Raw genomic sequence first — 26,811 nt, 5'->3', positions numbered from 1 at the left:
TAAGTTATATGGTCCAGATGGGGCAAATATGCTAAGACCTTGGCAAATACATTTTCGTATCGATGAAAGAGAAGAAAAGACGGTTTTTTTAAAACTGACCAATTTGATTAGTCAGGAAATTTTAAGTGGCCGGTTGGCACAAGGGACTATGCTGCCGGGGTCTCGTAGCCTATCAAAAGAATTAGGAATTAATCGGAAAACAGTGCAAGCGGTCTATGAAGAATTAGAAGCACAAGGATGGCTTGTAACTCGCCCTCGAAAAGGCACATTTGTGGCAGATGTTTTGCCAGACAAACAACTCCAAATAGAGTCAGTATCTGAGCGAAAAGTGAATGAGAAGCCAATTATTCAAGAAGTTGCTTTATATCCACATAACGATGGTGTGCCAGATCCACGGCTTATTCCCTACGAACTATTTTCACGCGCCTATCGGCATGCACTAATTAAAATTACTCAAAACCAGTACATGGGATATGGCGACCCGCGGGGAATGATTGAGTTAAGACAAGCCTTACAACAAATGCTATCGATGGAGCGTTTTATGAATGCTGCCGAAGATGAAATTTGTATTGTACGGGGTAGCCAGATGGGAATTTTTGTTGCATCCCGTGCATTACCCAATCGGCAGGGAATTATTGTTGTTGAAGAGCTGTATTATCCATCTGCTTTTAAAGCGTTCCAATCGAATGGTTTTCAGGTCGTTTCTGTCAAATTAGATGAACAAGGTATTGTTATTGAGGATTTAGAACAGATTTTACAAGAACATTCTGTCGCTGCCATTTATACAACCCCGCATCATCAATATCCTACAACTGTCACGATGCCAATGAATCGTCGTCTTCAACTCTTAGAGCTTTCAAAAAAGTGGGGGTTTTATATTATTGAAGATGATTATGACCATGAATTCCATTATGACAGTCGGCCTATGCCACCTTTAGCGAGTTTGCCTCATTCTGAATTAGTCATTCATGTTGGCTCATTGTCTAAAGTTTTTGCACCAGGGATTCGTTTAGGCTACATCGTGGCATCTTCACCAATCATTCAATCGATTACTGAAGATATTTTATTGATTGATCGACAAGGTAATAATATTACGGAACTTGCTTTGGCAGATTTAATGCAACGGGGTGAAATTAAAAGGCACATCCGTAAAATGAAAAAAATATATCAGCTACGCCGTGACCATGCGTTAACTGAGTTTCACCGAATTTTTGCAGAGCGTGTTCAGATACAACCACCCGCAGGTGGAATGGCGTTATGGGTGAAATTCCAGAAACCATTTACTCAAGATCAGCTGATAAAATTAAAAGAACTCAACATTGATACAGAGTATAAGTTTAAACAAATCGAGCCTTCTAATCGTTGTATTCGTTTTGGTTTTGCAGCTTTATCAGAGAAAGAAATCACTTCTTTAATCGAAACCTTAAATGATGTTCTTAATAAAGGAACAGCGGACTCATCATCCGCTGTTTCATTTTAAGAATGATTGCCGCGATAAGAGAGCGCTTCTGTAAGGTGAGAGCTTTGAATCACCTCACTTTGAGCCAAATCGGCAATGGTCCGTGCTACTCGTAAAACACGATGATAAGCACGAGCTGATAGATTTAAACGTTGCTGAGCCATTTCAATCATTCGCTGTGAAGTACTATCAAGTACAGCATGTTGTTCTAGTTGCTTCGGTGAGAGTGCCTGATTTAAACAATTTTGTCTTTGCATTTGTTGTTCATAAGCAGAAATCACGCGTTGCCTTACAGCCGTAGAGTCTTCAGTAGGTGTTGGATCTTGCAGTTCCTGAGCTTTTAAAGGCGGTACATCAATATGTAAATCAATACGGTCAAGTAACGGTCCAGATATACGGTTCTGATAGCGCTTAATACTTTCAGGCGAACATTGGCAACGGCTGTCTTGATTAAATGCGTAGCCACATGGGCAGGGGTTCATCGCTGCAATCAGTTGGAAGTTAGCCGGATAAGTAATTTGCCGAGCTGCTCGTGAAATAATAATTTCTTTTGACTCAAGCGGCTGGCGTAAGACTTCAAGCACTTTTCTATCAAATTCGGGAAGTTCATCTAAAAAGAGCACACCTAAGTGAGATAGGGTAATTTCGCCGGGTTTGGGGTGAGAGCCGCCCCCAACGAGTGCAATCGCTGATGCTGTATGATGGGGCGCTCGAAATGGACGTTGACCAAAAGTATGCGGTGTATTTGAAATCGAATAAATACTCGCAACTTCAAGTGTTTCTTGATTAGAAAGAGGTGGCAAAATTGAAGGAAGACGTGAAGCGAGTAAAGTCTTACCTGTGCCTGGTGGTCCTTTAAAGAGCAGAGAGTGTCCTCCCGCGGCGGCTATTTCTAGTGCGCGACGTGGGCGTAGCTGACCTTTTACATCTGCCAGATCAAATTTATAAGGCATTTGATTTGATGTGGTTGAAGGTTCAACCGAAGTTAGAGACTTTGTGCCCAGAAAATGTTCACAGACTTCTTTTAAGTGGCTCACTGGATAACATTCAAGATCCGGTAAATGGCTAATATCCTGACTATTATCGAGAGGTAAAAGCATTTTATGCTTGGCCTGTTGACAAGCCATTGCCAAAGTTAAAGTACCTGACACTGGTCTTACATGACCATCCAGCGCTAATTCACCAATTAATTCAAAATCTTCGGCACAGTTTTCTGGAAGCTGGCCAGAGGCAATTAAAATGCCTACAGCAATTGGTAAATCTAGGCGTGACCCATCTTTGGGCAAATCTGCTGGTGCAAGATTAATGGTCAGCCGTTTGGTTGGAAATTGAAATCCACTATTAATAATGGCTGAGCGAACTCGGTCTTTACTTTCTCTTACTGCCGCCTCTGCTAGTCCGACAATGGTAAGAGAAGGTAAGCCTTGACTCACATGTACCTCAACTTCAATCAGAGGTGCATGTAAACCCAAAAGTCCCCGTGTATAAATTTTAGAAAAAGACATCTTATTGTTCCATTATGGTGCTTCATTTTTAATCGTTGTAAAGTATAAGTGCGCTACGTTGGTGCTTATTTTTTATTCTTTAAAGTTTCTTCTAACAGACTTACTTGTTTTTGTAGCTCTTCTAAACGTTGATTGGCTGACTGAAGTGCAGTTTTTTGACGATCAATCTCTTGTTTAGAAACAAGGTCTAACTTTTCGACTGCTTCATTTAATAATGCACGTAAATTTTTTTCCAAATCTTTTTTAGGCTCATCAATTTGTTCCAAAATGGCCTGTAGTAAAGTTTCTAGCATAAAATATCCAAAGTGTTGTATTACCTTATAGTTTACAGTTTAACACTGCTTGAACTTGGGATATAGGTTTCAATTCTTTTAGTACAAATAGAACATTAAAACGACACTCAACAATACTGAAAATTCATTTTATTTTTAATAGCTCATCTACATCTTGATCACTAAATAGGTTATAAAGAAAGTTCATGCAATAGATTCATTTCCCTCAACCTTTGAAATATTGGCATGAAAATTGAACATAAAACCTTACTGGTGAAAAGAAGCCGAAGGAAACAAACATGAAGCTTGTAACTGCAATTGTAAAACCGTTTAAATTAGATGATGTGCGTGAAGCGCTCTCTGACATTGGTGTACAAGGGATTACCGTAACTGAAGTTAAAGGTTTTGGTCGTCAAAAAGGACATACAGAACTCTACCGTGGTGCAGAGTATGTAGTTGATTTCTTACCTAAAGTAAAAATCGAAATTGCGATCAGTGATGAAATGGTTGACGCGGTAATTGAATCAATTACTCGTGTAGCAAGCACTGGAAAAATCGGCGATGGTAAGATTTTTGTGACGAATCTGGAACAAGTAATCCGTATCCGTACGGGTGAAACTGGACCAGATGCTGTCTAATTGGCACAAAGCTTGCTGAGTAGAAAATAACTCGCAAATGAGGTTGGGGGACACGAATGAAAAAAATGCTTATGGCGCTGAGTCTATCAGGCGCTCTTTTGGGTGGTACTGCCGTTTGGGCAGAAGATGCTGTAACAACGCCTACATCGGAAGTTGCGGCTACATCAACATCTCCAGCTACTGCAACCACTGCAGAAGCACCAGTTGCTGAAACTCCAGCAGCTCCAGCACCAACACCAAAACTTGATACAGGCGATACAGCTTGGATTTTAGTTTCAACAGCTTTGGTTTTATTAATGACCATTCCTGGTTTGGCACTATTCTACGGCGGTATGGTACGTAAGAAAAATGTATTAAGTACTATGATGTTCAGCCTTTCCGCTGCAATTTTAGTAAGTTTGCTGTGGGTGATTGCTGGGTATTCAATCGCGTTCTCTGGCACAGGTGCATTTTTTGGTGATTTGTCTAAAGCAATGCTAAACGGAGTCGCGTTTGATGCATTGAGCGGGACAATTCCTGAAAGTCTCTTTGTTATTTTCCAAATGACCTTTGCCATCATTACAGTTGCAATCCTTAGTGGTTCTATTGCAGACCGTATGAAGTATTCAGCTTTCATGGCATTCATTGCAATTTGGGTACTTGTTGTTTATGCACCAATTACTCACTGGGTTTGGGCAGCAGATGGCTGGTTATTTAAAGCAGGTGCGTTAGATTTTGCTGGTGGTACAGTTGTACACATCAACTCAGGTGTTGCAGGTTTAGTTGCTGCTTACATGCTTGGAAAGCGTATTGGCCTTGGCCGTGAATCTATGGCTCCGCATAACTTAACTCTAACTGTGATTGGCGCAAGCTTACTTTGGGTGGGTTGGTTTGGCTTTAACGGTGGTAGTGCTTTAGGTGCTGGTGCTCGTGCGAGTATGGCGATTTTAGTGACTCAAGTTGCTGCCGCTGCTGCTGCATTATCATGGTTAGTTGTTGAACGTATGATTCGTGGTAAAGCCTCTGTATTAGGTGGTGCTTCTGGTGCTGTCGCTGGTTTGGTTGTGATTACACCAGCAGCAGGTTTCGTCGGTGTGGGCGGTGCTTTAGTCATGGGCCTTATCGGTGGCGTAGTGTGCTTCTGGGGTATCACTGCACTTAAACGCTTACTTAAAGCCGATGATGCTTTGGATGCATTTGGTTTACATGCTGTAGGTGGTATTGTCGGTGCGATTTTAACTGGCGTATTTTACAGTGATGAAATTATCAAAGCGGCCAACGTTACCTTGGCACCAACATTCGCTGGTCAATTATGGGTACAAGTTGAAGGCGTATTGGCAACCATGATTTACAGTGGTGTCGCGACTTTCATTATTCTTAAAGTGATTGATCTTGTGATTGGTATCCGTGTGAACGCTGATGATGAGCGCATGGGTCTGGATTTAAGCCAACATGGCGAACGTATTGAATAATCATTATTAATAATCTGCTGTCTTAAAAAACAGTCTTGCGCTGTGATCAAAGCGATGCTTTGATCTTGCTCGGGACTGTTTTTTTGTCTTATAGAATGCTGGTTCTGTAAGTGTAGAAATTTTGCTACACTAGGTCAAAGTAATCGACCCTATAAATCCGCTATGCATTGTCCATTTTGCAACGCCGCAGATAGTAAAGTCATCGATTCACGTTTAGCCGCCGAAGGCTGTCAGATTCGTCGACGTCGTGAGTGTGTAAGTTGCGGTGAACGTTTTACCACTTTTGAAAGCTATGAAGTGGTAATGCCCCGTGTGATCAAATCGAATGGAAAAAATGAACCTTTCGATGAGGCCAAGCTACGCCGTTCGTTAATGCATGCTCTGCAAAAACGTCCGGTCACACAAGAGCAGATCGAAACAGTTTTAAGTGATATTCAGTTGCAGATTCGCCGTTTAGGTGAGCGTGACGTGAAGTCTCGAACAATTGGTGAAGTCGTCATGCAATCTTTATTTGCACTTGACCATGTCGCTTATGTGCGATTTGCTTCTGTATATCAAGATTTTCAGGATGTTGAGGCGTTTCGCCGTCAAATTGAGCAAATGCAACAACGTGAACAATAACGATTTGAGATTTTTATGTCTGAGTTGAAACAAGATCAATATTGGATGCAGCAAGCCATTGAACTTGCCAAACGAGGTCTATATTCGACTAAGCCTAATCCAAATGTTGGTTGCGTGATTGTCAAAGATGATCAGTTAATTGGTGAAGGCTTTCATCCTAAAGCAGGTCAACCACACGCTGAGGTTTTTGCTTTACGTCAAGCAACTGAACAAGCACAAGGTGCAACAGCCTATGTCACGCTTGAACCATGTGCACATTATGGCCGCACTCCTCCCTGTGCAGAAGCACTGGTTAAGGCACAGGTTAAAAGGGTAGTTGTGGCATGTCCTGATCCAAACCCGCTTGTTGCGGGTAAGGGTGTTCAAATTTTGAAAAATGCCGGAATTGAAGTAGAAGTTGGCATTTGTGAAGATTTAGCAGAAAAATTAAATCAAGGTTTTTTAAAGGCGATGTCTACGGGCATGCCTTATGTACGCTTAAAAGTAGCTTCAAGCTTAGATGGACGTACAGCAATGGCGTCTGGTGAATCGAAGTGGATTACCGGTGCAGTTGCACGGCAGGATGTTCAGCATTGGCGTGCCATTTCAGGAGCCGTGATTACAGGCATTGAAACTGTGATTGCAGATGATTGTCAGCTTAATGTTCGCTCACTGAGTCATATTGATATTGAGACAGTTGCTCAGCCAAAACGGGTTGTTTTAGATCGTCGGGGGCGTTTGCCACTTAACGCTAAAATTTTAGAAAACCCTGAAACTGTGATGGTCATGGGACCATATCGCGAAGAACTTGCCAATTTAGGCGTGATACAATTAGAAATTCAGCCTTTAAAAGTGCTGTTACAGACCCTATCTAAGCAACATCAAATTTATGATGTATTGGTGGAAGCCGGTGCGACATTATCTACTGCCTTTTTACAAGAAGGTTTGGTAGATGAGTTGATCAGTTATATTGCCCCAACATTTTTGGGGGAAAGTGCAAGAGCCATGTTCAATGCAGAGTTTGAATATATGGCACAACAACTTCGTTTTACACTTCTTGATGTGACACAACTTGATCAAGATATACGCTTAAGGTTAATCCCTACGCAAGAGAAAGTATGAATTCAGAGCCTTCGGTTTATCACAAACGTCGTCATGCGGCCCGTACGACAGACGAATATCTTTTCCATCAGCTTGTTCCTTACCTAGGTAACAAGCGCCGATTGCTCCATCTAATTTTAGAAGCCCTTGAAATTACAGGGACACTGAATAGCAAGAAAAAGAATCCTCCGATTTTTGCCGATTTCTTTGCCGGCAGTGGTGTCGTGTCTCGTTTGGCGCGTCAAAATGGTTATCGTGTGATTGCAAATGACTGGGAACCTTATAGCCATGCATTAAATCATGCGATTTTAGCTTGTACCGATGCACCTGCTTTTAAAGAGCTGGGTGGTTATCAGAAGGCAATCGATTATTTAAATCGTTTACCTGAAGTTAAAGGTTGGGTAACGCATAACCTTTGTCCACGTAACGATGATGTATACGATCCAACCCGTGACCGTTTGTTCTTTAAACGCCGTAATGGTATGCGTATTGATGCGATTCGCCAGCAGATTGCAACATGGCAGGCACAAGGTGCAATTAATGATGTAGAGATGAGTGCTTTGCTCGCGCCATTACTCTATTCAGCAAGTTTTGTGAGTAACACCAGTGGTGTATTTAAAAGCTTTCACCAAGGGTGGGGCGGACGTACACAAACTGCATTGGAACGAATTGAGTCATTACTTTGGTTAACACCAAGCCGTTTTTGCGAGATTGGTGATCGTAAGCGTCCTGCTGCTGAAATGTGGTGTGTAGATTCCCAGCATTTAGCAAATCAAATGAGTGGTTTTGAAGTCGATGTTGCCTATCTCGATCCACCATATAACCAACATGCATATAGCAGTAATTACCATGTTTTGAATGCATTAACTTTATGGGATCAGGTTGATTTACCGTCACCAGATACCAAAGGTTATAAGAGTGGAATTGATAGAGCGTGGCGTAAAGAGCGCCCGAGTCCATATAACTCTTCTAAATATGCGAAAGATGCGTATGAAAAGTTACTTTCAACCATCAATGCCCGCTATATTCTGACCAGTTATTCAACTGATGGTAATATCGAGCCGAAAGATTTGCTTATGGCTAATTTGGAGCGCGGTAAAGTGACCTTGTTAACACAAGATGTTCCGCGCTATCGAGTAAGTAAACAGCGACAGTCTGAACGTGCACGCGTGCTTGAGTTTATTGTGATTACTGATACTCATGCTAAGTCAGGACCACCATTACGTCAGTTATTAGGCCAGCTTTACCACTTCGCCGAGCTAGGTGGTGTAGATACCTCAGGTAATAGTACACAGCTCGCACTTTGGTAAGCGCTGCAATTTAAGCAGTGTAAAAAGATTTGGAGATTGAGCCATGTTTACAGGCATTATTGAAAGTTTAGGAAAAGTCGAAAGCCTGCAAAGCGTAGGTGGTGATGTGCGTTTACGTATTCAGACTGATCTGGATATGTCAGATGTACATTTGGGTGACTCAATTGCAACCAATGGTATTTGTCTCACCGTGATTGAATGGGGCGATAACTGGTACGCAGCTGATGTTTCTCGTGAAAGTTTGAATCGTACGACTTTGGGTAACTGGAAAGTTGGGCAACGTGTCAATGTTGAAAAGGCAATGTTGCCGACAACACGCTTTGGTGGACACATTGTAAGTGGTCACGTTGATGGCGTAGGTGAAATTACCGTAGTGCGTGAAGATGCTCGCTCAATCTATTATGAAGTTACGGCACCCGCAGAACTTGCTAAATATTTAGCAGAAAAAGGTTCTGTGACTGTAGATGGGATTAGCTTAACAATTAACCACTTACGTGGAAATATTTTAAGCTTAAACTTAATTCCGCATACAGCAGAACGTACTAACATTGGAACGTGGCAAGTTGGCAGCAAAGTAAACCTTGAAGTCGATGTTTTAGCGCGTTATATCGAGCGTTTATTGCTAGGTGACAAAGCTGCTGAACAAAAAACAGAGTCAAATATTAGTATGGCTTTTTTAGCTGAGAATGGTTTTTTAAAATAAAAGCTAGATCGTTAAAATAAAAAAACCGGACACTTGTTCCGGTTTTTTGTTTTGAAAATTTAGTGCTTAGTTAGCGTAACAGAGTGGGTGCCGACCCATGCTTTGTTATGCTGAGTGCGAGTAATTGTAAAATCACGTTTTTCGGACTCGCGTGTCAGTAATATAGATAAAGAGTTAAAGTCGTTATGACTCATATAAAATTCTTGTGCTGAAAACGTCCATTGCTCACCCTGATTTAGCTGTTCAACTTGCTTTGAAATCTGATGCAGAATGTCCATCTCTTATCCTCATTAATTATCTTAAAATTGCAGCTTTTCATTCTTATAATCAATTGATCTATAAGAATAATCTATATGTCTATTTTGTGACATATAGGTGTCATTTTTATGACAAGAAAAAGATTTAAAGGTTTACTTTTCTATTTTTTCATCAGAAAAGTTAGAATTTTTCAAAATATAATCTATTTCTTCTTGAGCTGCCGAATGTAGCTTGGCTCGGAAAGCTGTTACAGACTGCTCAATTAAGCTTTCAGCTTCAAGTTCTAAACGAATGCGTAAACTTTCAAGCTCAGATAAGATTTGATCATCGGTAATACTAAGTTTTACGCCAGCAGAGTAATTGACTGTTGGTGTTTCAGGGTTTTTCTGATAACGCGCAGTTTGTTCTGCAACCTCTTGTTCTAAATGACCACGTAATGTGTGTAATGTTTCAGTCTGTTCATTAAACTTGCGAATTTCGTCTGCTTGCAACTCCGCAGCATACGCAGCTTCTGATGCTCGTTTGTCAGCAAGCGCTTTTTCTAAAGCAAGTTGACGGCGAATACGTGCTTGCTCAATAAGCTCTGCTTTAAGATCTGCGTAGGCTTGTTCAATTTTTTGCTGTGATTCTAACTGCGCTTTTTCGTCATTTAAAACCCAAAGCTGAATAGGTGCTTGGGGTTCAAGTAAGTCGCAAATACGTGCCAGATCCTGTTGATAGGCATGACGGACAGCTTCAGGCGCATTTAACCATCTTTTTTTAAAATCTTGCCCGACATTTAATGCCACCATGTTTCTCCTTGATCAACAGTATTTACATTTTAGCGCGTTATAATTTAAAGGTCCGCGGTTCTATACCCAAACGGCGATACATTTTAAATTTTTCTCGACCAATTTGCTTGGCTGTTTCATTATTTTCAACAATTTCTATAATGTGACTAAAATGATCAACTTGTTCAAGTGCATGATTGTTAAAATTAAATACTAACAGGCCTTGTTCAAGCGGTTGTTTAGCCGAAATACATACAGCAGCATCAGTCTGGTCAACGCCATGCGCAATGAAACTGACAGGGTCGAAGTCCCATAATCTTTCATCAAGAATCTGTTGTAGTTGCACATCTGAGCAATACCACCAGATTTTAGGATGCTTCTGTAATATTTTTCGACATAAACGGCAAGCACTATCGACTTGCCGTTCTTCACTGGTTTCAAACAGATAAAAACTAACTTTAGCCATTCGTATTTACACGATTCGCTAAAAATTGCATGAGGAGTGGTACTGGACGACCAGTTGCACCTTTAGCTGCGCCTGAAAGCCATGCTGTTCCTGCTACATCTAAATGAGCCCAACGATATTCACGTGTAAAGCGCTCAAGGAAACATGCTGCCGTAATCGCACCGCCATATGGACCACCGATGTTTGCAATATCTGCAAATGGTGAATCAAGTAATTCTTGATAATCATCAATCACTGGCATACGCCATACACGGTCAAACGATTGCTCGCCAGCTTGTTGGAGTTCGGCTGCCAACGCATCATCTGGTGAGAATAAACCGCTGAGTACTTTGCCTAAAGCGACTACACACGCACCTGTTAAGGTCGCAATATCAACCACTACTGCTGGATTGAAGCGTTTAATATAGGTCAATGTGTCACACAGTACTAAACGGCCTTCAGCATCTGTATTTAAAATTTCAACAGTCTGACCGCTCATGGTGGTCACAATGTCACCTGGACGAGTTGCTTTACCAGAAGGCATATTTTCTGCTGCTGCAATTGCACCAACTACATGAATAGGCAGTTTCGCTTCGCATAGGGCACGGATTGTACCAAGTACAGAGGCTGCACCGCACATATCGAATTTCATTTCATCCATGCCAAGGCCTGGTTTTAAAGAAATACCGCCTGTATCAAAAGTTACGCCTTTACCAACGAGAACAACTGGAGCTTGATCAATCTGTGCTTGATATTCGAGCGTTACAATACGGCCCGGACGTTCAGATCCTTTGCTGACTGCAAGAAAAGCATACATGCCTAAATCAGCCATTTGTTGCTCATTTAAAACAGTTACTTTAAGTAAGTCTGGGAATTCAGCTGCTAAAGCTAGAGCTTGTTCTGCCAAATATTCTGGGAAACAAATATTCCCAGGACGGTTGCCAAGGTCTCGTGCATAAGACTGTCCAGACTGGACTGCATGTACTAAAGCCAGTTGCTTTTCATCTAGGCTAGTTGTTGAACTAATTAAATCAACCTGTTGTAACACAAATTCATTTTTTTTCGATTTAAACTCATCATAACCATAAGCTGCTTGAGTTAAGCTTAAAGCAAATAAATAATGGTGCTCGACAGGTAACGCAGCAATATCAATTGCGATATGCTTAAATTTATTTTGTGTCGATTTGATAATAGTTTGAGCAAGTTTAGCTAATTTAACTGTCTGAAGTTCGGCTGTTTTTCCTAAGCCAAGTAATTGGCTGTGAGGCTGATTTGAAATCTGGCCAAATAAAGGCAGAGTTTCATTGAAGTTGCCTTTAAATTGGGTAGCGTTCAGAACGCTTTCTAGGTTATTGATTTGATATGTGTTGACGTTGCTTTGTAGCTGTTCAGAATCAACTAAAATCCACAAAGATTCATTAGATGTCTGTTCGGGAAAAGTTTTATAAGTTGTAAATTTCATGGCTGCCGTGATTGCCTATAGAAAGTTATGATGAATTAAAACATTGAAACACTTTCAAGCATAGCGTTGCAATGTGCGGTTTTATATTTTTAACATTCGGGTAAACTAGCAGTCGTCCCGATTAGCCTTTTGGAAGTATTACTTTGATTATTCGGCGTTATCTCGTCAAGCAAGTTGTCTCTACCTCATTGGTGGTCATTTCCTTATTGACCCTAATCATGATGGGTGGTCGTCTGATCAAATACTTTGGTGTGGCGGCACAGGGGCGTTTAGATGCCAGTATCTTGTTTAGCATCATTGGATATCGGTTACCTGAATTTCTAACTCTTATTTTACCATTGGGGTTTTTCATTGGTTTAATGTTGGTGTTTGGTCGCTTATATGTTGACCATGAAATGGCAGTCTTGAATGGTAGTGGTGTGAGTCGTCATCAATTGGCGCGACTACTGATTCCAATGACAATTGTTTATATGGTGTGTCAGTCTGTGCTTATGCTCTGGATGACGCCGTGGGGACTACGTGAGTTTGAAAAGTTAACCACCACCCAAGCGGTTCGGACAGGCTTCGATTTGGTTCGCCCAAGAGAATTTATTTCTTCTGGACCTTATACGATTTATGCAGGTTCACTATCTGAAGATCGGAAAAACCTAAAAGACATTTTCTTTTATCAACGCGCGACCAAAGAAGATAAGCCAGATGTCATGATCTTGGCAAAAGAAGCAACTCGTGTAGAAGTTGCAAATGACACAGCCAATGTCGTTGATCTGGTGCAAGGCCGCCGTTATGAAATATTTCCGGGACAACCAAAATATACACAAGCAGAGTTTCAGTCTTATCGTCTACGTTTAGAAAATGACAAAGATGTTAAGTTTGAAAGTGGTGATGTAGAAGCATTATCAACGACTAAACTTTTTGCAAAAACGAATGATCCAGTCATAAGAAGTGAGTTGGGATGGCGTTTGTTTGGACCATTCACCATTCTTATCGCTTTAATGCTTTCTGTGGCATTGTCTGAGGTGAGCCCAAGACAAGGTCGCTATTATCGTCTTATTCCGGCGGTTTTTATTTTTTCCAGTCTGATCGTATTAATGATTGCAATCAAGACTCGTATTAGTAAAGAAGAACTCGATATTTGGGCTTATCCTGCTGTGTTGGTTGTTTATGGCGTTGCAGCTGCCTTATTTTCACGTAAACAGAAGTTGGCACCAAAAATCAAGAAACAGATCAAGCGAGTGAAATTATAATGTTAGCACGTCGAATAGTCGCCAAATATGTGACGAAAACCACTGCGCTTGCAATGTTTGGCACCACAGTTGTTTTGTCGATTTTACAGATATTATTTACGTACCTTGGTGAGTTGGGTGAGCTCAAACCAGACTATAACGCATGGCAAGCTCTCATCTATGTGTTCTGGGGAGCGCCTCGTTATCTATATGAAATTTTGCCTATTTCTGCCTTGATTGGTGCTGTAATTGGTTTAGGGTCACTGGCAACCAGCAGTGAACTTATTGTCATGCGCTCCGCTGGTATTAGCTTATGGCGTATTGTCGGTTGGGTGATGCGCTCATCTTTGTTGCTTATTATTTTGTCTTTTGCTTTAAGTGAATGGGTTATTCCATATACGAATGAAAAAGCGGAAAGTGTTAAAAGTCACCGCTCTGTAGCTGCTTTAGGCGAAGTGAAAGGTTATTGGTCACGTGAAGGGCAGCGATTTATCTATATCGACTATGCTAACTCTCAGGGCAACTTAAAAGATATTCAAGTGGTCGATTTTGACCAGAACTATTACTTGCAGTCATTAATTAATGCACAGCAAGGGCAGTTCGTAAAAGATGGTCAATGGGCTTTGAAGAAAGCAGAACAAATGGATATTTTGGCGGCAGGAAATGCCATCAAAACTGACCATGAAGAACAATCGCTTTCTTTAGCATTACAGCCTAAATATGTGCACATGGTGACGTTAGATCCTGAAGATTTATCGCCAAGCCAGCTGATTAGCTTCATGCGCTATATGGATGAATATAGTCAGGTTCCAAAGACCTATCAATTGGCTTTCTGGCAAAAAGTTGCCTCACCATTTTCATTGATTGCTCTGGTTCTCGTGGCGTGTTCATTTATTTTTGGGCCATTACGCCAACAATCGATGGGTTTCCGTTTGGTAATCGCATTGTTTATTGGTTTGAGTTTCTATTATTTGCAGGATTTCTTGGGTTACGCCAGCTTGGTTTATGCCCCATCTCCAGCGTGGTTTGTGCTTATACCTATCTTATTAATGTTTGGTGCCGGAAGTTATTTGCTTTACCGCGCTCGCTAGTAATAACTGATATTTATGGTTTTCATCAATCGCAGATATTGGTGAAAGTCATAGGAAAAAATAGAGTATTGACCGAAAATTCGGTAAGATATTGTGACGAAATTGTAGACAAAAGAGAAATAGATTATGACGGATGCAACTGCTGGCAAGATTCCTCACGTTCTGGTCATTATGGATGGTGTTGGACACCGTGAAGCGACTGAAGATAATGCCTTTCTTGCAGCAAAAACACCGAATTTGGCGGCAATGACAGCAAAGCATCCAAATAGTCTAATTTCTGGTTCTGGTGAAGATGTTGGCTTACCTGATGGACAAATGGGTAACTCTGAAGTTGGCCATATGAACCTTGGTGCTGGTCGTGTCTTGTATCAAGACTTTACCCGTATTACTAAAGATATTCGTACTGGCGACTTTTTTAAACATGAAGTGTTGATCGACGCTGTTGAAAAAGCTAAAGCTGCTGGTGGTGCTGTTCATATTATGGGATTGCTCTCAGACGGAGGTGTTCATTCCCATGACGACCATATTGTGGCGATGTGTGAGCTTGCATTAAAACGTGGAGCAAAAGTTTATTTACATGCTTTCCTTGATGGTCGTGATACACCTCCACGTAGCGCTCAGTCGTCTTTAGAAAAATTAGATGCATTATTTGCTCAATACCAAGGTCAAGGTCGTATCGCAACCATGATTGGTCGCTACTTTGCAATGGATCGTGACAACCGTTGGGATCGTGTTGAGCAAGCTTATCGCTTGTTAACTGAAGGTGAGGCGCTTCGTACTGCACAAACAGCAGTGGAAGGGCTAGAGTTAGCTTATGCAGCCAATGAAAACGATGAGTTTGTAAAAGCGACTCGAATTGGTGATGTTGCTAAAGTGCAAGATGGCGATAGCGTTGTATTTATGAATTTCCGTGCTGACCGAGCTCGTGAAATTACTCGCGCATTTGTAGAAAAAGACTTTGCAGGCTTCGAGCGTAAAGTTGTACCAAATCTTTCTAAATTTGTGATGCTTACACGTTATCAGGCTAGCATTGATGCACCAGTTGCATACATGCCAGAAGCATTGAAAAATTCATTGGGTGAATATTTATCTTCTCTTGGCAAGACTCAGTTACGTATTGCCGAAACTGAAAAATATGCGCATGTAACGTTCTTCTTTAGTGGTGGACGCGAAGATGAATATCCGGGTGAGAAGCGTATTTTAATTCCATCTCCAAACGTTGCGACATATGATCTTAAGCCTGAAATGAGTGCTTATGAAGTAACTGATGAATTGGTTAAAGCCATTAATTCTGGTGAATACGATTTATTGGTTGTGAACTATGCTAATGGTGATATGGTAGGCCATACAGGTATTTTTGATGCGGCAGTTAAAGCAGTTGAAGCTGTCGACCTTTGCCTAGGACGTGTCTATGAAGCGGTTATGGCAAAGAAAGGCCATATGTTGATTACTGCTGACCATGGTAACGTTGAACAAATGCAAGACTACGAGAGTGGTCAAGTTCATACTCAACATACAACGGAACTTGTACCGTTTATCTATGTTGGCCCAACACAAGCAACAATTGCAGAAGGTGGTGTGCTTGCCGATGTAGCACCAACGATTCTCAATTTAATGCAGATTCCTGTTCCTGCCGAAATGCAAGGACGTAACCTGATTACATTATCTGCATAAACCAAAGGTGATTGGATGCTGCAACACATTAAATATAAAAAACTTATTGTAAGTATGTTGCTGTGTTGCAGCCAATTTGCTTTTGCGGCGCCAGTTGTAAAAGAGAAATTGTCACCTTTGCATTCTGATTCGGAAGAACCGGAACATAGTTATGCAGAGGTGCCGATCGAGTCGATTCAACAGTTTGTTCAAATCTATGGAATCGTTCGAGATAACTATGTCGACGTGAAGTCTGACGACGCCTTATTTCAACAAGCCATTAAAGGGCTAGTGAGTGGGCTAGATCGTTATTCACGTTATTTGTCGGCAGAAGAATATCGTCAATTGATTCAATATACCGAAGGTGACCTTGCATCGGTTGATTTTGCGTTAAGCCCTGAATTGCATCTCCATAAGTGGATGATTCGTGATCTTAAAACGGGTTCAGACTCGTACAAGTTAGGTTTGAGAAATGGTCAGACTATTCTCAAGATTGATAACCAAGATTTAAAAAATTTAAACCAAGATCAGGTGCTCGGGCTACTTTATGGCTCTATTGGAAGTACGCTTCAAGTACAAGCAGAAGAGTTAAGTGGAAACATTAACTTAGTTCGTAATAAAAAAATAGAAACTGATATAGAACCTGTAATGCTACATAATCAGGTTTTAGTACTCAAAATTAGAGTATTCCAGCAAGACACTGCTAATGAAATTAAACGGTTAATTGAAGAAAATAGTTCACCACGTTTAAAAGCCGTTTTAATCGATTTGCGAAATAATCCAGGTGGATTGTTATCAGCAGCAGTCGAGTCAGCAGATTTATTTTTAAATAATGGAATTATTGTTTCAACTAAAAGCCGGTCGGAAGGTAATCAACAATTTCAGGCTTTGCCCGGCAATGAATTTCAAAATATAAAATTAGGTATATTAATTAATCATCGCTCTGCATCGGCCGCTGAAGTATTTACTGCAGCCATGAAAGAACACCAGCGTGCATGGGTCATGGGTGAAAAAAGTTATGGAAAAGGGGTAGTGCAAAAACTATTTCCTTTGCCAAGTGGCGCGGCACTACAAATGACTGTCTCACACTATTACACACCAAACGGTAATATGATTGAAGGGCAAGGTATTCAGCCTAATCAGAGCTATCCTTTGCCCCCAGAAATGAAAGAAGACGTCTATTTAGATCGCGTTGCAGACTTATTTCTAAAGAAAAAGTAATTCTTATACTTCTTCTCCCAATTCTGTATCTAAGCCAAACTTTTTCAGTCGATAGCGTAAAGAACGAAAAGTCATTCCTAGCTTTTTAGCTGCTAAGGTTCGGTTCCAATGAGTCATATCTAGTGCGTTTAGCAGAATATCTTTTTCGATATTTTCTAAGTAGCGTTCTAGGCCTTCCAGTGGTAATTTTGGTCGGGCCTGAGTAATCGCAGTCGATGTGTCATTCACTGGTTGAGTGGTGATTTGAGAGTTAACGCTACTGCCTCTGAGAAGAGGTGCTAGGTGTGTTAAATCAATAAATTCATCATCACTTAAGGTAATAGCTCGTTCAATCATATTTCTTAATTCACGAACATTACCCGGAAAATCTTGCTGTAATAAATAAGTTTCACCAGTTGTAGTTAATTGTTTGCTTGGAATTTCCCATTCCATACAAACCTTTTGAATAAAGTGATTGGCTAATAGCAAAATATCGCCACCGCGTTCACGCAGTGGTGGCAACATGATATCCATCACATGAATACGGAAAAATAAGTCCTGACGGAATTTACCTTGTCGAACTAATAAATCTAAATCTTGGTGGCTGGCGCTAATCACTCGAAAATCAACATCAATTTCCTGATCTGAACCTACTGGACGAATTTTCTTTTCTTGCACTGCCCGAAGCAATTTAACCTGCATACTTAATGGTAATTCGGCAATTTCATCTAAAAATAAACTGCCGCCATGAGCAGACAAAATAAGGCCTTGTTTGTCTTGGGTCGCTCCAGTGAAACTGCCTTTTTTATGCCCGAAAAGTTCACTTTCCATGAGCTCGGTTGGAATCGCGCCACAGTTAATCGCAATAAACGGACCTTCGCTACGGTTACTCAAGCGGTGAATAAGATTAGCAACAACTTCTTTACCTGTACCAGACTCGCCTGTAACAAACACAGGAGCTTGAGAGCGGGCTATCTTTTTAATAGCAATACGTAAGTTTTGTATTGGCGGAGAACGTCCAATTAATAGATCATTTTCCAAAGTGGTTTCACCAAACTCATGCTCTGGTTTTGGCTGATTTAGCGCTTTTTTTAATAACTGATCTAAATGAATTTGGTTAATAGGTTTACTTACAAAGTCAAAAGCTCCCGCCTTTAACGCTGCAATTGCAATATCCATATTGCCGTATGCAGTTAAAACTGCAATTGGTGTGTGTGGGTAAGTTTGAGAAACGTGTTTAACCAATTCTAAACCGCTACCATCGGGTAGGTTTAAATCGGTTAAGCATGCATCATAATGAAACTGAGTAAAGAGTTGTTTGGCCTGTTCAACCCGATAAGCAAGATGTGTCTTAATCCCCATTCGTGCAAGAGTCATTTGCATTAAAAGGCACAAATCTTCTTCATCGTCTACAAGCAAAACTAGTGGTTGCTGTTCTGCCATTTCCCCAAAAACCTAATAAAAAATCAATATATTATTGAGCATTCCATTCGGAAACATGCCCCTTGTTTTTGCTCTACATAAGTGAGCTTTGCATGGTTTGCCTCACAAAAACTATGAGACAAATATAATCCTAAACCAGTTCCATTAATTTCGGTACTAAAAAATGGTTTAAATAATTGAGATATATCACGTTTTGAAACCCCTTCGCCGTAATCGATCACATCAATATAGAGTTTATTTGTTTGTGAGTGAATGTTGATCAGAACATGAGGTGAATCGGGCGCATTATGGCGTAAAGCATTTCTGACAAGGTTAATGAGCACCTGTCTGAGTTGTTTCTCGTCAAATAATAATTTTAAGGATGAATCAGGAATTTTAAGCTGTATAGAATGTCTAGCATCTAATAGATCTTCATCTAATAGTGTCTTTATGAAGTCGTTTAGTCCAATCTGGATTGGATAAGTTCTTTCGCTGCTAGCAAGCCCTAAGGTATCTTGAACAATACTATCGATGCGTTTTGTTTGCTTACCAATCATATGGCGTAAAGTATTTTGCTGTTCTAAATCACTATCTTTAAATAATTCGTTTGCCTGAACAATTGCTGCTAGGGGATTACGGATTTCATGTGCAATACTTGCTGAGAGTTGCCCTAAGGCAGCAAGTTTGAGTTGTTGAGCTTGCTGATTAATGTGTTGCGCATCTTGTAAAATGAGTAGCGTCAATGCCTGTTGCGGTACTACAAGATGTTGGACTTTAATATTAATAGAATAAGCCGATAGCTGAGACTCAAAAATAAATCGATCACCTTCTTGTAAGTTATCAAACTTAAGAATTTCAAATAAATCGGGGTGCCATTTTGCTAAAGGGTATTTTTCACTGGCAAATTGAGGAGGAATCCCTAACAGAGAGCAGGCAGCTGGATTACTTAAAACAATGTCATAGTTTTCATCTAGAACTAGATAGCCTTCTTCAATTTGTTCCAAGATATAGCGGTTGATATTTTGTAGTTGATAGAGTTCTATAGATTGGTGGAAAGTCAGCGCTTCAAGTAATTTAAAACGTTGAACCGCAATTTGTCCGATGCCATGCACCACAAAAAATAAGAAGGCCAATAAGGCACTATTACCAATCGTATTTAGATTATTGTAGTCAAATAAACTACCAACAAAACGTTGGTAAATAATCGCAATGACCGCAAGTAATGTAATGAGTAAAGACATTCTTGCGCTGAGTAAAATTGCCGAGGTAAATATAGCAATCACATACAGCAAACTGAGTTGCAGATTTGGTTCGCCTACAGAAAATGTAAGTAAACTCAAACAGATAACATCAACTACAAAAAATAAAATAAGCTGCTTTGTGGCTTGAGTTGCAACAAACTTAAAACACAAAAGCTGAAGAAGGCTTAATATGGAATAGCCAAGTAGTGTGTAAGAATATAAAGCGGGTTGTTGTAGACTATTGTCGATTTGAGCATCGGTTAAAACCAAAATAATATTGAGGCTAACCGCAATAATAAGACGATATAAACCATACCACGTGCCCAAACGAAAAATCGTATTGGACAACGATGAGTTTAAGGGAAATTGCATATAAGTTTGATTACGGTTTGATCAGACCATAACGGATCGCAAGATGAGTCAGTTTAACGTCACTATCGATGGCGAGTTTTTCAAAAATACGGTAGCGGTAAGTATTGACCGTTTTAACACTTACAAAAAGTTTGTCCGCAATTTCCTGAGCGCTAATACAATTTACAACCATCATTGCAACTTGCATTTCTCGTTCGGATAGAGCGTCAAAAGGTGATTGCTGGGTGTCAGATAGATAGGAACTCGCCAACTGCTCAGCAATATCGGCACTGAAGTATTTACCGCCTTGCATGACTTTGTTGATTGCCCGAACCATTTCTGTAATTGGAGCACCTTTAGTGATATAGCCTTTAGCTCCTGCTTTCAGCAGAAGAGAAGGGTACGGTTCTTCTGATAAACCACTTACAGCAATAACTTTTGTATCTGGTGCGGTTTGTAGTAAACGACGTGTCGTTTCTACGCCCCCGATGCCTGGCATGTTGACATCAAGCAGCACAACTTGAGGATGTTTCTGACGAACAATAGCAATTGCTTCTTCACCCGATTCGGCTTGTCCAATGACCTCTACATCGGCATGATCTTCTAACATACGGCAAATGCCTGTACGTACAAGTTCATGGTCATCCACAACTAAAACTGTAATCAAGAAGACCTCCTTTCTTTCAAAAAACAAGTTTTTTGTTACATAAAGCAAAATTAGCTTGCAATGGAATGACAAAATTAGCAATCCTATTCTTATATAGTGAGCGAATAGTTGTGCACAATTGTGTCGGTAAAAGCGTTATACCTTATCCCTCAAATGTAAGGCATAATTATAGTAAGCGCAAATGTGTATCACCCTGAGTCGAGTATTGTGCCGTGAAAAATTCTAAAAAGTCTTTAATACATGTGCTAAGCATGTCTATTTTGCTTAGTTTGAGTTCAACAAGCTTTGCAGAACTCGTCAATAACCCGTCCTCAGGGAGTAGTGGTACTGCAAGCTTAAATTGGTCTTCAGCTGATGCTAGCCAATTTTTGAATGAGGAAGATGATGAACCAACTCCACAAGGTTCAACGTCTGTAACTACGACATTGCGTGGTGGTAATGCACCGAAAGTTATAGCATCTGCTCCTAATCTTGCACCGATTCGTGATACGAGTGGTTACAATGCTCAGCCGAGCGTAAGTGCTCGAGCTGCGTTAGTGATGGATGCACAAACGGGTGAAGTACTGTTTAGTAAAAATACCAATGCTTCTGTGCCAATTGCGTCTATTACCAAGTTAATGACAGCAGTGGTAACAGCAGATGCTCGTTTAAACATGTCAGAAGAAATTATGCTTGAGCAAATTGATTTTGCTGGGGCAAACGGTAAAAATTCAAGTTCAACACTGCGTGTTGGCGACAAGATGAACCGTGCAGAAGTGTTGTTATTTGCTTTAATGAAGTCTGAAAATCCGGCAGCGGCGGCTTTAGCGCGTACTTATCCAGGTGGTCGTCCTGCATTCGTAGCAGCGATGAACTCTAAAGCACGTGCTTTAGGTATGAATGCAACTCATTATTATGAGTCAACTGGTTTAGATCCACGCAATGTATCTTCTGCGCGTGACTTAGGAATTTTAGCGAGTACAGCTTCTCAATATGGTTTGATTCGTCAATTCTCGACTACACCGACCTATGACTTTAACTTGGGTTATCGTGTTTTGAAATCTAACAATACCAATGCTCTAGTGCGTAATGGTGGTTGGAATATTAACTTGTCTAAAACAGGTTATATCAATGAAGCAGGTCGCTGTGTTGTCATGCATACGACTGTAAACTCGCGTCCAGCAGTGATTGTATTACTTGGCGAGCCAAGTACGCAGGCACGTAATAACGATGCAACTAACCTATTAGGTTGGTTAAGTAATTTACCAAAACGTATTTAATTTAAATATTTTAAAAACGCTTCTATCAAGAAGCGTTTTTTTATGGCTATAAAAAAGACATAAAAAAACGGCTGTGTTGAACAGCCGTTTTTTTGAAAACTCAGATTTTACATATTAGATAAAATTGAATCTTTTACTTGGCTCATTGTTGCGTCAATTGACAACATAACTGCATCAGCACATTGTTTGATTGCAGTGTCAGGATCTTTCAAGCCATTACCAGTTACTGTACATACAATGACAGAACCTTCAGCAATCTTACCTGCTTTAATGTCGCGAATCGCACCGCCAATAGAAGCGGCAGACGCTGGCTCAACAAATACACCTTCATACATAGAAAGTAAGCGTTGAGCTTCTAAAATTTCGCTGTCTTGAAGTTCATCGAACCAGCCTTTAGAGTCGCGTACTACAGCTTTTGCATGGTTCCAGCTTTGTGGATTACCAATACGAATTGCAGTTGCAACTGTTTCTGGGTTCTCAACTGGAGCACCACGTAAGAATGGAGCTGCGCCAGAAGCTTGGTAACCAACCATTGTTGGTAAACCTTCAGGTTTTGGACCAGTGAATTGATCAGTAGCTGCATCATAAATCACTTGTTCAAACTGATCAGCAGGTTGATTTGCTACAGCTTCGGTATAACCCATCCAGTGAGCTGTGATGTTACCCGCGTTACCTACAGGTAAGCAGTGATAATCAGGTGCACGGCCTAAAGCTTCAACGATTTCATAAGCAATAGTTTTTTGACCTTGCAAACGGTAAGGGTTGATTGAGTTTACAATCGTTACAGGAGCTTGATCAGCAACTTCTTTTACAAGACGCATACCATCATCGAAGTTACCACGGATTTGCATAGTGATCGCACCATACATCATCGCTTGTGCCATTTTACCCATTGCAATTTTGCCTTCTGGAATCAAAACAAATGCTTTGATACCTGCACGTGCAGCATAAGCAGCAGCAGCAGCAGAAGTGTTACCAGTAGATGCACAGATAATCGCTTTAGAGCCTTCTTCAACCGCTTTGGTTACAGCCATGGTCATACCACGGTCTTTAAATGAACCAGTTGGGTTTAAGCCCTCATATTTCACATAAATTTCAACATCTTTGCCAATAATACGTGGAATATTCTCAAGTTTAATGAGTGGGGTGTTGCCTTCACCCAAAGAGATAGCACGAGTAGTTGCCGAAACTGGCAAACGGTCACGATAACGATCTACAAGACCAGTATAACGATTGGCATTAGACATGATGGTGTTCCAATTAGAGGTGAAGCGGGAGAGGGAATCTTTCCCTCAACCTGATTAACTATCGAGCGATTCTAAACGAATTCTTACGATTTCGCCACGAATTGCAGGTAAGGCTTGGATTTGTGCAAGAGCCTCATCCATTTTAGATTCAACGATTGGATCGGTCAGAATCACGATTGGAATAAGGTCTTTTAAACGAGATTGTTGCATGATGGCATCAATACTAATTCCAGCGCGGCTTAAGATGGTAGTAACATCTGCAAGTACGCCAGTTTGATCTTCTGCATTTAAGCGGATGTAATAACCTGTGGTCATTTCTTCACGACTTAAAATTGGCACATTGGTTAATGCTTCAAAAGCCAACTGAGGAATTGTTCCTGCACCGTCTTCGGTATAAGAGATGTCACGAACAATATCAATTACATCGGCAACAACAGCAGAAGCTGTTGGACCAGCACCAGCACCAGCGCCGTAATAAAGTGTAGGGCCTACAGCATGTGCTTGAACTAAAACAGCATTTTTAACACCGTTTACATTTGCAATAAGCTGTTCATCTGGAATGAGCGTTGGGTGAACACGTAGTTCAATACCCTTTTCAGCGCGACGTGCAATTCCGAGGTGTTTAATGCGGAAACCAAGTTCTTCGGCATATTTCACATCTTGTGCGGTAATTTTACTAATACCTTCGGTATAAACCTTATCAAACTGAAGAGGAATACCAAAAGCACAAGACGCTAAAATTGTAAGCTTGTGCGCAGCATCAATACCTTCAACATCAAAAGTTGGATCTGCTTCTGCATAACCAAGTTCTTGAGCTTCTTTTAATACATCATCAAATGCACGACCTTTTTCACGCATTTCAGTCAGAATAAAGTTGCCTGTACCGTTGATGATGCCTGCCAACCATTCAATATGGTTTGCAGCAAGGCCTTCGCGGATGACTTTAATAATTGGAATACCGCCAGCAACTGCTGCTTCATAAGCAATTTGTACAGCATTATCTTCGGCTGCTTTAAATAGTTCATTGCCATGTTCAGCAAGTAAAGCTTTATTTGCAGTCACGACTTGTTTGCCGTGTTTGATTGCTTCCATGATAATTTCGTAAGCAGGATGGATACCACCCATGACTTCTACAACCACATCAACATCTGGTTGGCGAACGATATCAAGTAAATCTGCGCTTTGTTTAATCCCTTCCAGCTCGAGATCTGGACGAGGACGACGTGTTCCAACGTGGGTAATTTGAATTTCTCGACCGGTGCGACGTTTAATTTCAGCGGCATTTTCTTGTAGTAGTTTAAGGGCTCCTCCACCTACGGTTCCTAGACCGAGTATTGCCAGGCGAACTGGTTTCACGTCACACTCCATTCATCATTTAATCATTTAGTTGAAGCTAGATCATAGCTAAAAAAAACGCCAGACTCTAGCGCTTTTAGTACCTGTTCAATGAATTAGAGTGCGATGTTTAGAAAAGAAGAGTAGATCAGTCTTTAAACACGGGTAGGTAAAGCATTATTTATTGAAAAAACAAAGCGCTGCAATGAGAGCAGCGCTTTTTATAAGAGATAGATGATTAATCATTCATCAACTTTGAGTGGATTATTTATCCAGACGTTTAATTAATTCATCTGGTGTTAGATATCCACCTAAGTACTCACCATCAACACTATAAATAGCAGGTGTACCATTTACACCCATGTTTAAGCCAAGTTGATATTGTTCTCGAACAGGGTTTTTACATTGAGCAGGTGGAATATTAACCCCTTGTACTGCTTGGCTAAAGGCAGCTTTACGATCTGCGCTACACCATACAGCTTCCATGGTCGGCATAAATTGCTCGCCACGTGGCCAAGCAATATAGCGTACCTCAATACCCTTTTCATTAATTTCAGGTATGTGCTCATGTAGCTTATGGCAATAAGGACAACTTGCATCGGTAAACACATAAATCACGTGTTTAGCCTTACCTTTTGCAGGGTAGACAATAAGATCTTCATTTTTTAACGCAGCAAGATGCTTTTTATTTTCTGAAGCTTGAAGATTATCTCCAATATTATGAAGCTCTTTGCCTCCTAATCGGATTACATCACCCTGAATTAAATATTTTCCATCACTGGTTGTATAAATCGATGTCATCCCTTCGAGATTTACCCAGTACAAATTAGGAACTTCTGTCGGCTTGATATCTAAAATTTTGGCGTTGATATTTGCATTCTTAAATTGTTTCTGCAAAGTTTCGATCAAGCGCTGCTTATCATTACGTTCGATAATGGTTGAAGCTTCCCCTGTAGCAGGTGCAGTCGCTGTGAGCGCATCTTCTTTTTGTGGTTTGTTTTCTTTAGAGCAAGCACTGAACAAAAGGCTAGATGCCAGCGTGCAGGCAAGAAAAATTTGAGAGCGGGTAAAAGACATAGATAACCCTTATTTCATCAGTATTTATAGTCAGAAGCTGCTAAGCATAACAAAAAATCTAATGTGTATTGTTAAAACTTTCTTAACCTTTGTGAACGAAATCAAATGATTGATATGAAATAATGGTCTGGAGCTTTAAGGCTTTATCATCCTCTAGGGTGATGTTTTTCATGTAATTGTTGCATTCGTACTTGTGCAACATGCGTATAGATTTGTGTTGTAGATAAATCGCTATGACCCAGTAACATTTGTACTACACGTAAGTCAGCGCCATGATTGAGCAGATGCGTTGCAAAGGCGTGACGTAAAGTGTGAGGTGAGAGTTCAGCTTGAATATTGGCTTGAAGCGCATAGCGTTTAATAGCATACCAAAAGTTCTGACGACTCATAATTCCGCCATGTTGAGTCAAAAAAAGATAGTCAGTTGAGCTTTTGTAGAGTTGAGGTCGAGCATTACTTAAATAGCGTTCTACCCATTCACAGGCGAATTGTCCTAACGGAACCAAACGTTCTTTATTGCCTTTACCTGTAACACGTAAATAGCCTTGTTTTAAATTAATGAGTTCTAGTCGCAAGTTAAGTAACTCTGAAACGCGTAAACCGCAGGCGTAAAGCACTTCAAACATTGCTCGATCACGTAAGCCAAGTGCTGTATTAATGTCGGGTGCTTGGATTAGCGCTTCTACATCTTCTTCAGATAGATCTTTGGGTAATGCTCGTCCAATTTTTGGAGAGTGATGGGTTGCAACCGGATTGTCACTACGTAACTTTTGTTCACGTAAAAATTTGTAAAACTGACGTAGGGCAGATAAGCAGCGGGCAATCGAGCGCGGACTTTTCCCTGCTTTTGTCAGTTCAATAAGAACATCTGCAATATCATCACTTGTCCACTCTGGAAGAGCAATTTTTTTATGGAGTTCGCTGCATTGAATAAGGTCTGATAAATAAGCATTTCGTGTATGGGGACTTACTGTCTGAGCGACTAAATAGTCGCGAAAACCTTGTAAAAAGCTTAAATATTCAGGAATTTGAACTGGGCTTGGAATACGCGGTTTTTTATTCAACATACAC

General features: G+C 40.6%; 25 protein-coding genes. 12 read left to right on the top strand and 13 right to left on the bottom strand.

The window, feature by feature from the left end; all coding sequences use genetic code 11:
• Positions 1-28 precede the first annotated feature (28 nt).
• Positions 29-1,480, top strand: coding sequence for a PLP-dependent aminotransferase family protein (locus MMY79_RS18250; RefSeq protein WP_252610764.1), 1,452 nt, complete (start codon positions 29-31; stop codon positions 1,478-1,480).
• On the opposite strand, the gene MMY79_RS18245 is transcribed toward MMY79_RS18250, so the two are convergent.
• Together MMY79_RS18245 and MMY79_RS18240 are read right to left on the bottom strand one after the other, a co-directional pair.
• Positions 1,477-2,964 (bottom strand): YifB family Mg chelatase-like AAA ATPase, encoded by a 1,488-nt coding sequence (locus MMY79_RS18245; RefSeq protein ID WP_252610762.1) that lies wholly within the window; start codon positions 2,962-2,964, stop codon positions 1,477-1,479. The two genes, MMY79_RS18250 and MMY79_RS18245, sit on opposite strands and share 4 nt — an antisense overlap.
• A gap of 65 nt (positions 2,965-3,029) precedes the next feature.
• On the bottom strand, positions 3,030-3,257 hold the full coding sequence (locus MMY79_RS18240) for an accessory factor UbiK family protein (RefSeq protein WP_002121136.1): 228 nt from the start codon (positions 3,255-3,257) through the stop codon (positions 3,030-3,032).
• A gap of 278 nt (positions 3,258-3,535) precedes the next feature.
• Between MMY79_RS18240 and glnK the strand changes: the two genes are divergently transcribed.
• The 6 genes from glnK (at position 3,536) to MMY79_RS18210 (ending at position 9,039) form a co-directional block, all read left to right on the top strand.
• Positions 3,536-3,874, top strand: a complete 339-nt coding sequence (gene glnK, locus MMY79_RS18235) for a P-II family nitrogen regulator (RefSeq protein ID WP_000780326.1) — start codon at positions 3,536-3,538, stop codon at positions 3,872-3,874.
• A 56-nt stretch (positions 3,875-3,930) separates the two neighbouring features.
• Complete coding sequence (locus tag MMY79_RS18230) at positions 3,931-5,325, top strand: ammonium transporter (RefSeq protein WP_252610760.1); 1,395 nt, start codon at positions 3,931-3,933, stop codon at positions 5,323-5,325.
• A gap of 162 nt (positions 5,326-5,487) precedes the next feature.
• Positions 5,488-5,946, top strand: a complete 459-nt coding sequence (gene nrdR, locus MMY79_RS18225; protein ID WP_003654416.1) for a transcriptional regulator NrdR — start codon at positions 5,488-5,490, stop codon at positions 5,944-5,946.
• Positions 5,947-5,961: 15 nt separating this feature from the next.
• Positions 5,962-7,047, top strand: coding sequence for a bifunctional diaminohydroxyphosphoribosylaminopyrimidine deaminase/5-amino-6-(5-phosphoribosylamino)uracil reductase RibD (gene ribD, locus MMY79_RS18220; RefSeq protein WP_252610758.1), 1,086 nt, complete (start codon positions 5,962-5,964; stop codon positions 7,045-7,047).
• Entirely contained in the window at positions 7,044-8,336 is a 1,293-nt protein-coding gene (locus MMY79_RS18215; protein WP_005301611.1) for a DNA adenine methylase, read from the top strand. The genes ribD and MMY79_RS18215 overlap by 4 nt, the downstream gene beginning before the upstream one ends.
• 43 nt (positions 8,337-8,379) lie before the next feature.
• Positions 8,380-9,039, top strand: a complete 660-nt coding sequence (locus tag MMY79_RS18210; protein WP_005301612.1) for a riboflavin synthase — start codon at positions 8,380-8,382, stop codon at positions 9,037-9,039.
• A gap of 59 nt (positions 9,040-9,098) precedes the next feature.
• On the opposite strand, the gene MMY79_RS18205 is transcribed toward MMY79_RS18210, so the two are convergent.
• From MMY79_RS18205 to MMY79_RS18190, 4 genes are all read right to left on the bottom strand, one after another.
• Positions 9,099-9,317: a hypothetical protein gene (locus tag MMY79_RS18205; protein WP_252610756.1), complete on the bottom strand. Its 219-nt coding sequence runs from the start codon at positions 9,315-9,317 to the stop codon at positions 9,099-9,101.
• Between the two features lie 132 nt (positions 9,318-9,449).
• Positions 9,450-10,088: a hypothetical protein gene (locus MMY79_RS18200; protein WP_252610754.1), complete on the bottom strand. Its 639-nt coding sequence runs from the start codon at positions 10,086-10,088 to the stop codon at positions 9,450-9,452.
• Positions 10,089-10,125: 37 nt separating this feature from the next.
• Positions 10,126-10,533, bottom strand: coding sequence for a DNA polymerase III subunit chi (locus MMY79_RS18195; RefSeq protein WP_199968497.1), 408 nt, complete (start codon positions 10,531-10,533; stop codon positions 10,126-10,128).
• Entirely contained in the window at positions 10,526-11,974 is a 1,449-nt protein-coding gene (locus MMY79_RS18190) for a leucyl aminopeptidase (RefSeq protein WP_252610752.1), read from the bottom strand. The genes MMY79_RS18195 and MMY79_RS18190 overlap by 8 nt, the downstream gene beginning before the upstream one ends.
• A 143-nt stretch (positions 11,975-12,117) precedes the next feature.
• On the opposite strand from MMY79_RS18190, the gene lptF reads away from it, so the two are divergent.
• The 4 genes from lptF (at position 12,118) to MMY79_RS18170 (ending at position 17,162) form a co-directional block, all read left to right on the top strand.
• A complete protein-coding gene (gene lptF, locus MMY79_RS18185; protein WP_252610750.1) occupies positions 12,118-13,218 on the top strand; it encodes an LPS export ABC transporter permease LptF in 1,101 nt (366 codons plus the stop codon).
• Positions 13,218-14,288, top strand: coding sequence for an LPS export ABC transporter permease LptG (lptG, locus tag MMY79_RS18180; protein ID WP_252610748.1), 1,071 nt, complete (start codon positions 13,218-13,220; stop codon positions 14,286-14,288). Before lptF ends, lptG begins: the two co-directional genes overlap by 1 nt.
• Before the next feature lie 126 nt (positions 14,289-14,414).
• Positions 14,415-15,962, top strand: a complete 1,548-nt coding sequence (gene gpmI / locus MMY79_RS18175; protein WP_252610746.1) for a 2,3-bisphosphoglycerate-independent phosphoglycerate mutase — start codon at positions 14,415-14,417, stop codon at positions 15,960-15,962.
• 15 nt (positions 15,963-15,977) lie between these two features.
• A complete protein-coding gene (locus MMY79_RS18170) occupies positions 15,978-17,162 on the top strand; it encodes a S41 family peptidase (protein ID WP_016139519.1) in 1,185 nt (394 codons plus the stop codon).
• Positions 17,163-17,165: 3 nt separating this feature from the next.
• On the opposite strand, the gene MMY79_RS18165 is transcribed toward MMY79_RS18170, so the two are convergent.
• The 3 genes from MMY79_RS18165 to MMY79_RS18155 are packed head-to-tail and all read right to left on the bottom strand — an operon-like array spanning position 17,166 to position 20,822.
• The gene (locus MMY79_RS18165; protein WP_252610744.1) at positions 17,166-18,584 is read right to left on the bottom strand and encodes a sigma-54 dependent transcriptional regulator; all 1,419 of its coding nucleotides are present in this window, start codon (positions 18,582-18,584) and stop codon (positions 17,166-17,168) included.
• A 23-nt stretch (positions 18,585-18,607) separates the two neighbouring features.
• Positions 18,608-20,176, bottom strand: coding sequence for a PAS domain-containing sensor histidine kinase (locus tag MMY79_RS18160; RefSeq protein WP_252610742.1), 1,569 nt, complete (start codon positions 20,174-20,176; stop codon positions 18,608-18,610).
• A gap of 10 nt (positions 20,177-20,186) precedes the next feature.
• Positions 20,187-20,822 (bottom strand): response regulator, encoded by a 636-nt coding sequence (locus tag MMY79_RS18155; RefSeq protein ID WP_003654436.1) that lies wholly within the window; start codon positions 20,820-20,822, stop codon positions 20,187-20,189.
• Positions 20,823-21,034: 212 nt separating this feature from the next.
• On the opposite strand from MMY79_RS18155, the gene pbpG reads away from it, so the two are divergent.
• Positions 21,035-22,081, top strand: a complete 1,047-nt coding sequence (gene pbpG / locus MMY79_RS18150) for a D-alanyl-D-alanine endopeptidase PBP7/8 (protein WP_252610740.1) — start codon at positions 21,035-21,037, stop codon at positions 22,079-22,081.
• A 107-nt stretch (positions 22,082-22,188) separates the two neighbouring features.
• Here pbpG and thrC read toward each other — a convergent pair whose 3' ends face one another.
• The 4 genes from thrC to xerD all read right to left on the bottom strand — a co-directional run bounded on the left by thrC (position 22,189) and on the right by xerD (position 26,807).
• Positions 22,189-23,328: a threonine synthase gene (gene thrC / locus MMY79_RS18145; protein WP_003654438.1), complete on the bottom strand. Its 1,140-nt coding sequence runs from the start codon at positions 23,326-23,328 to the stop codon at positions 22,189-22,191.
• A gap of 54 nt (positions 23,329-23,382) precedes the next feature.
• Positions 23,383-24,684 carry a homoserine dehydrogenase gene (locus MMY79_RS18140; RefSeq protein ID WP_004795155.1) on the bottom strand — a complete coding sequence of 434 codons (1,302 nt, stop codon included), beginning with the start codon at positions 24,682-24,684 and terminating at the stop codon, positions 23,383-23,385.
• Between the two features lie 243 nt (positions 24,685-24,927).
• Positions 24,928-25,740 carry a DsbC family protein gene (locus MMY79_RS18135; protein ID WP_144735575.1) on the bottom strand — a complete coding sequence of 271 codons (813 nt, stop codon included), beginning with the start codon at positions 25,738-25,740 and terminating at the stop codon, positions 24,928-24,930.
• 146 nt (positions 25,741-25,886) lie between these two features.
• Entirely contained in the window at positions 25,887-26,807 is a 921-nt protein-coding gene (gene xerD / locus MMY79_RS18130) for a site-specific tyrosine recombinase XerD (protein WP_252610737.1), read from the bottom strand.
• Between the last annotated feature and the right edge of the window lie 4 nt (positions 26,808-26,811).

The organism is Acinetobacter sp. XS-4, from assembly GCF_023920705.1.
Taxonomy (GTDB): domain Bacteria; phylum Pseudomonadota; class Gammaproteobacteria; order Pseudomonadales; family Moraxellaceae; genus Acinetobacter.
This window is presented reverse-complemented; position numbering and strand designations above follow the sequence as displayed.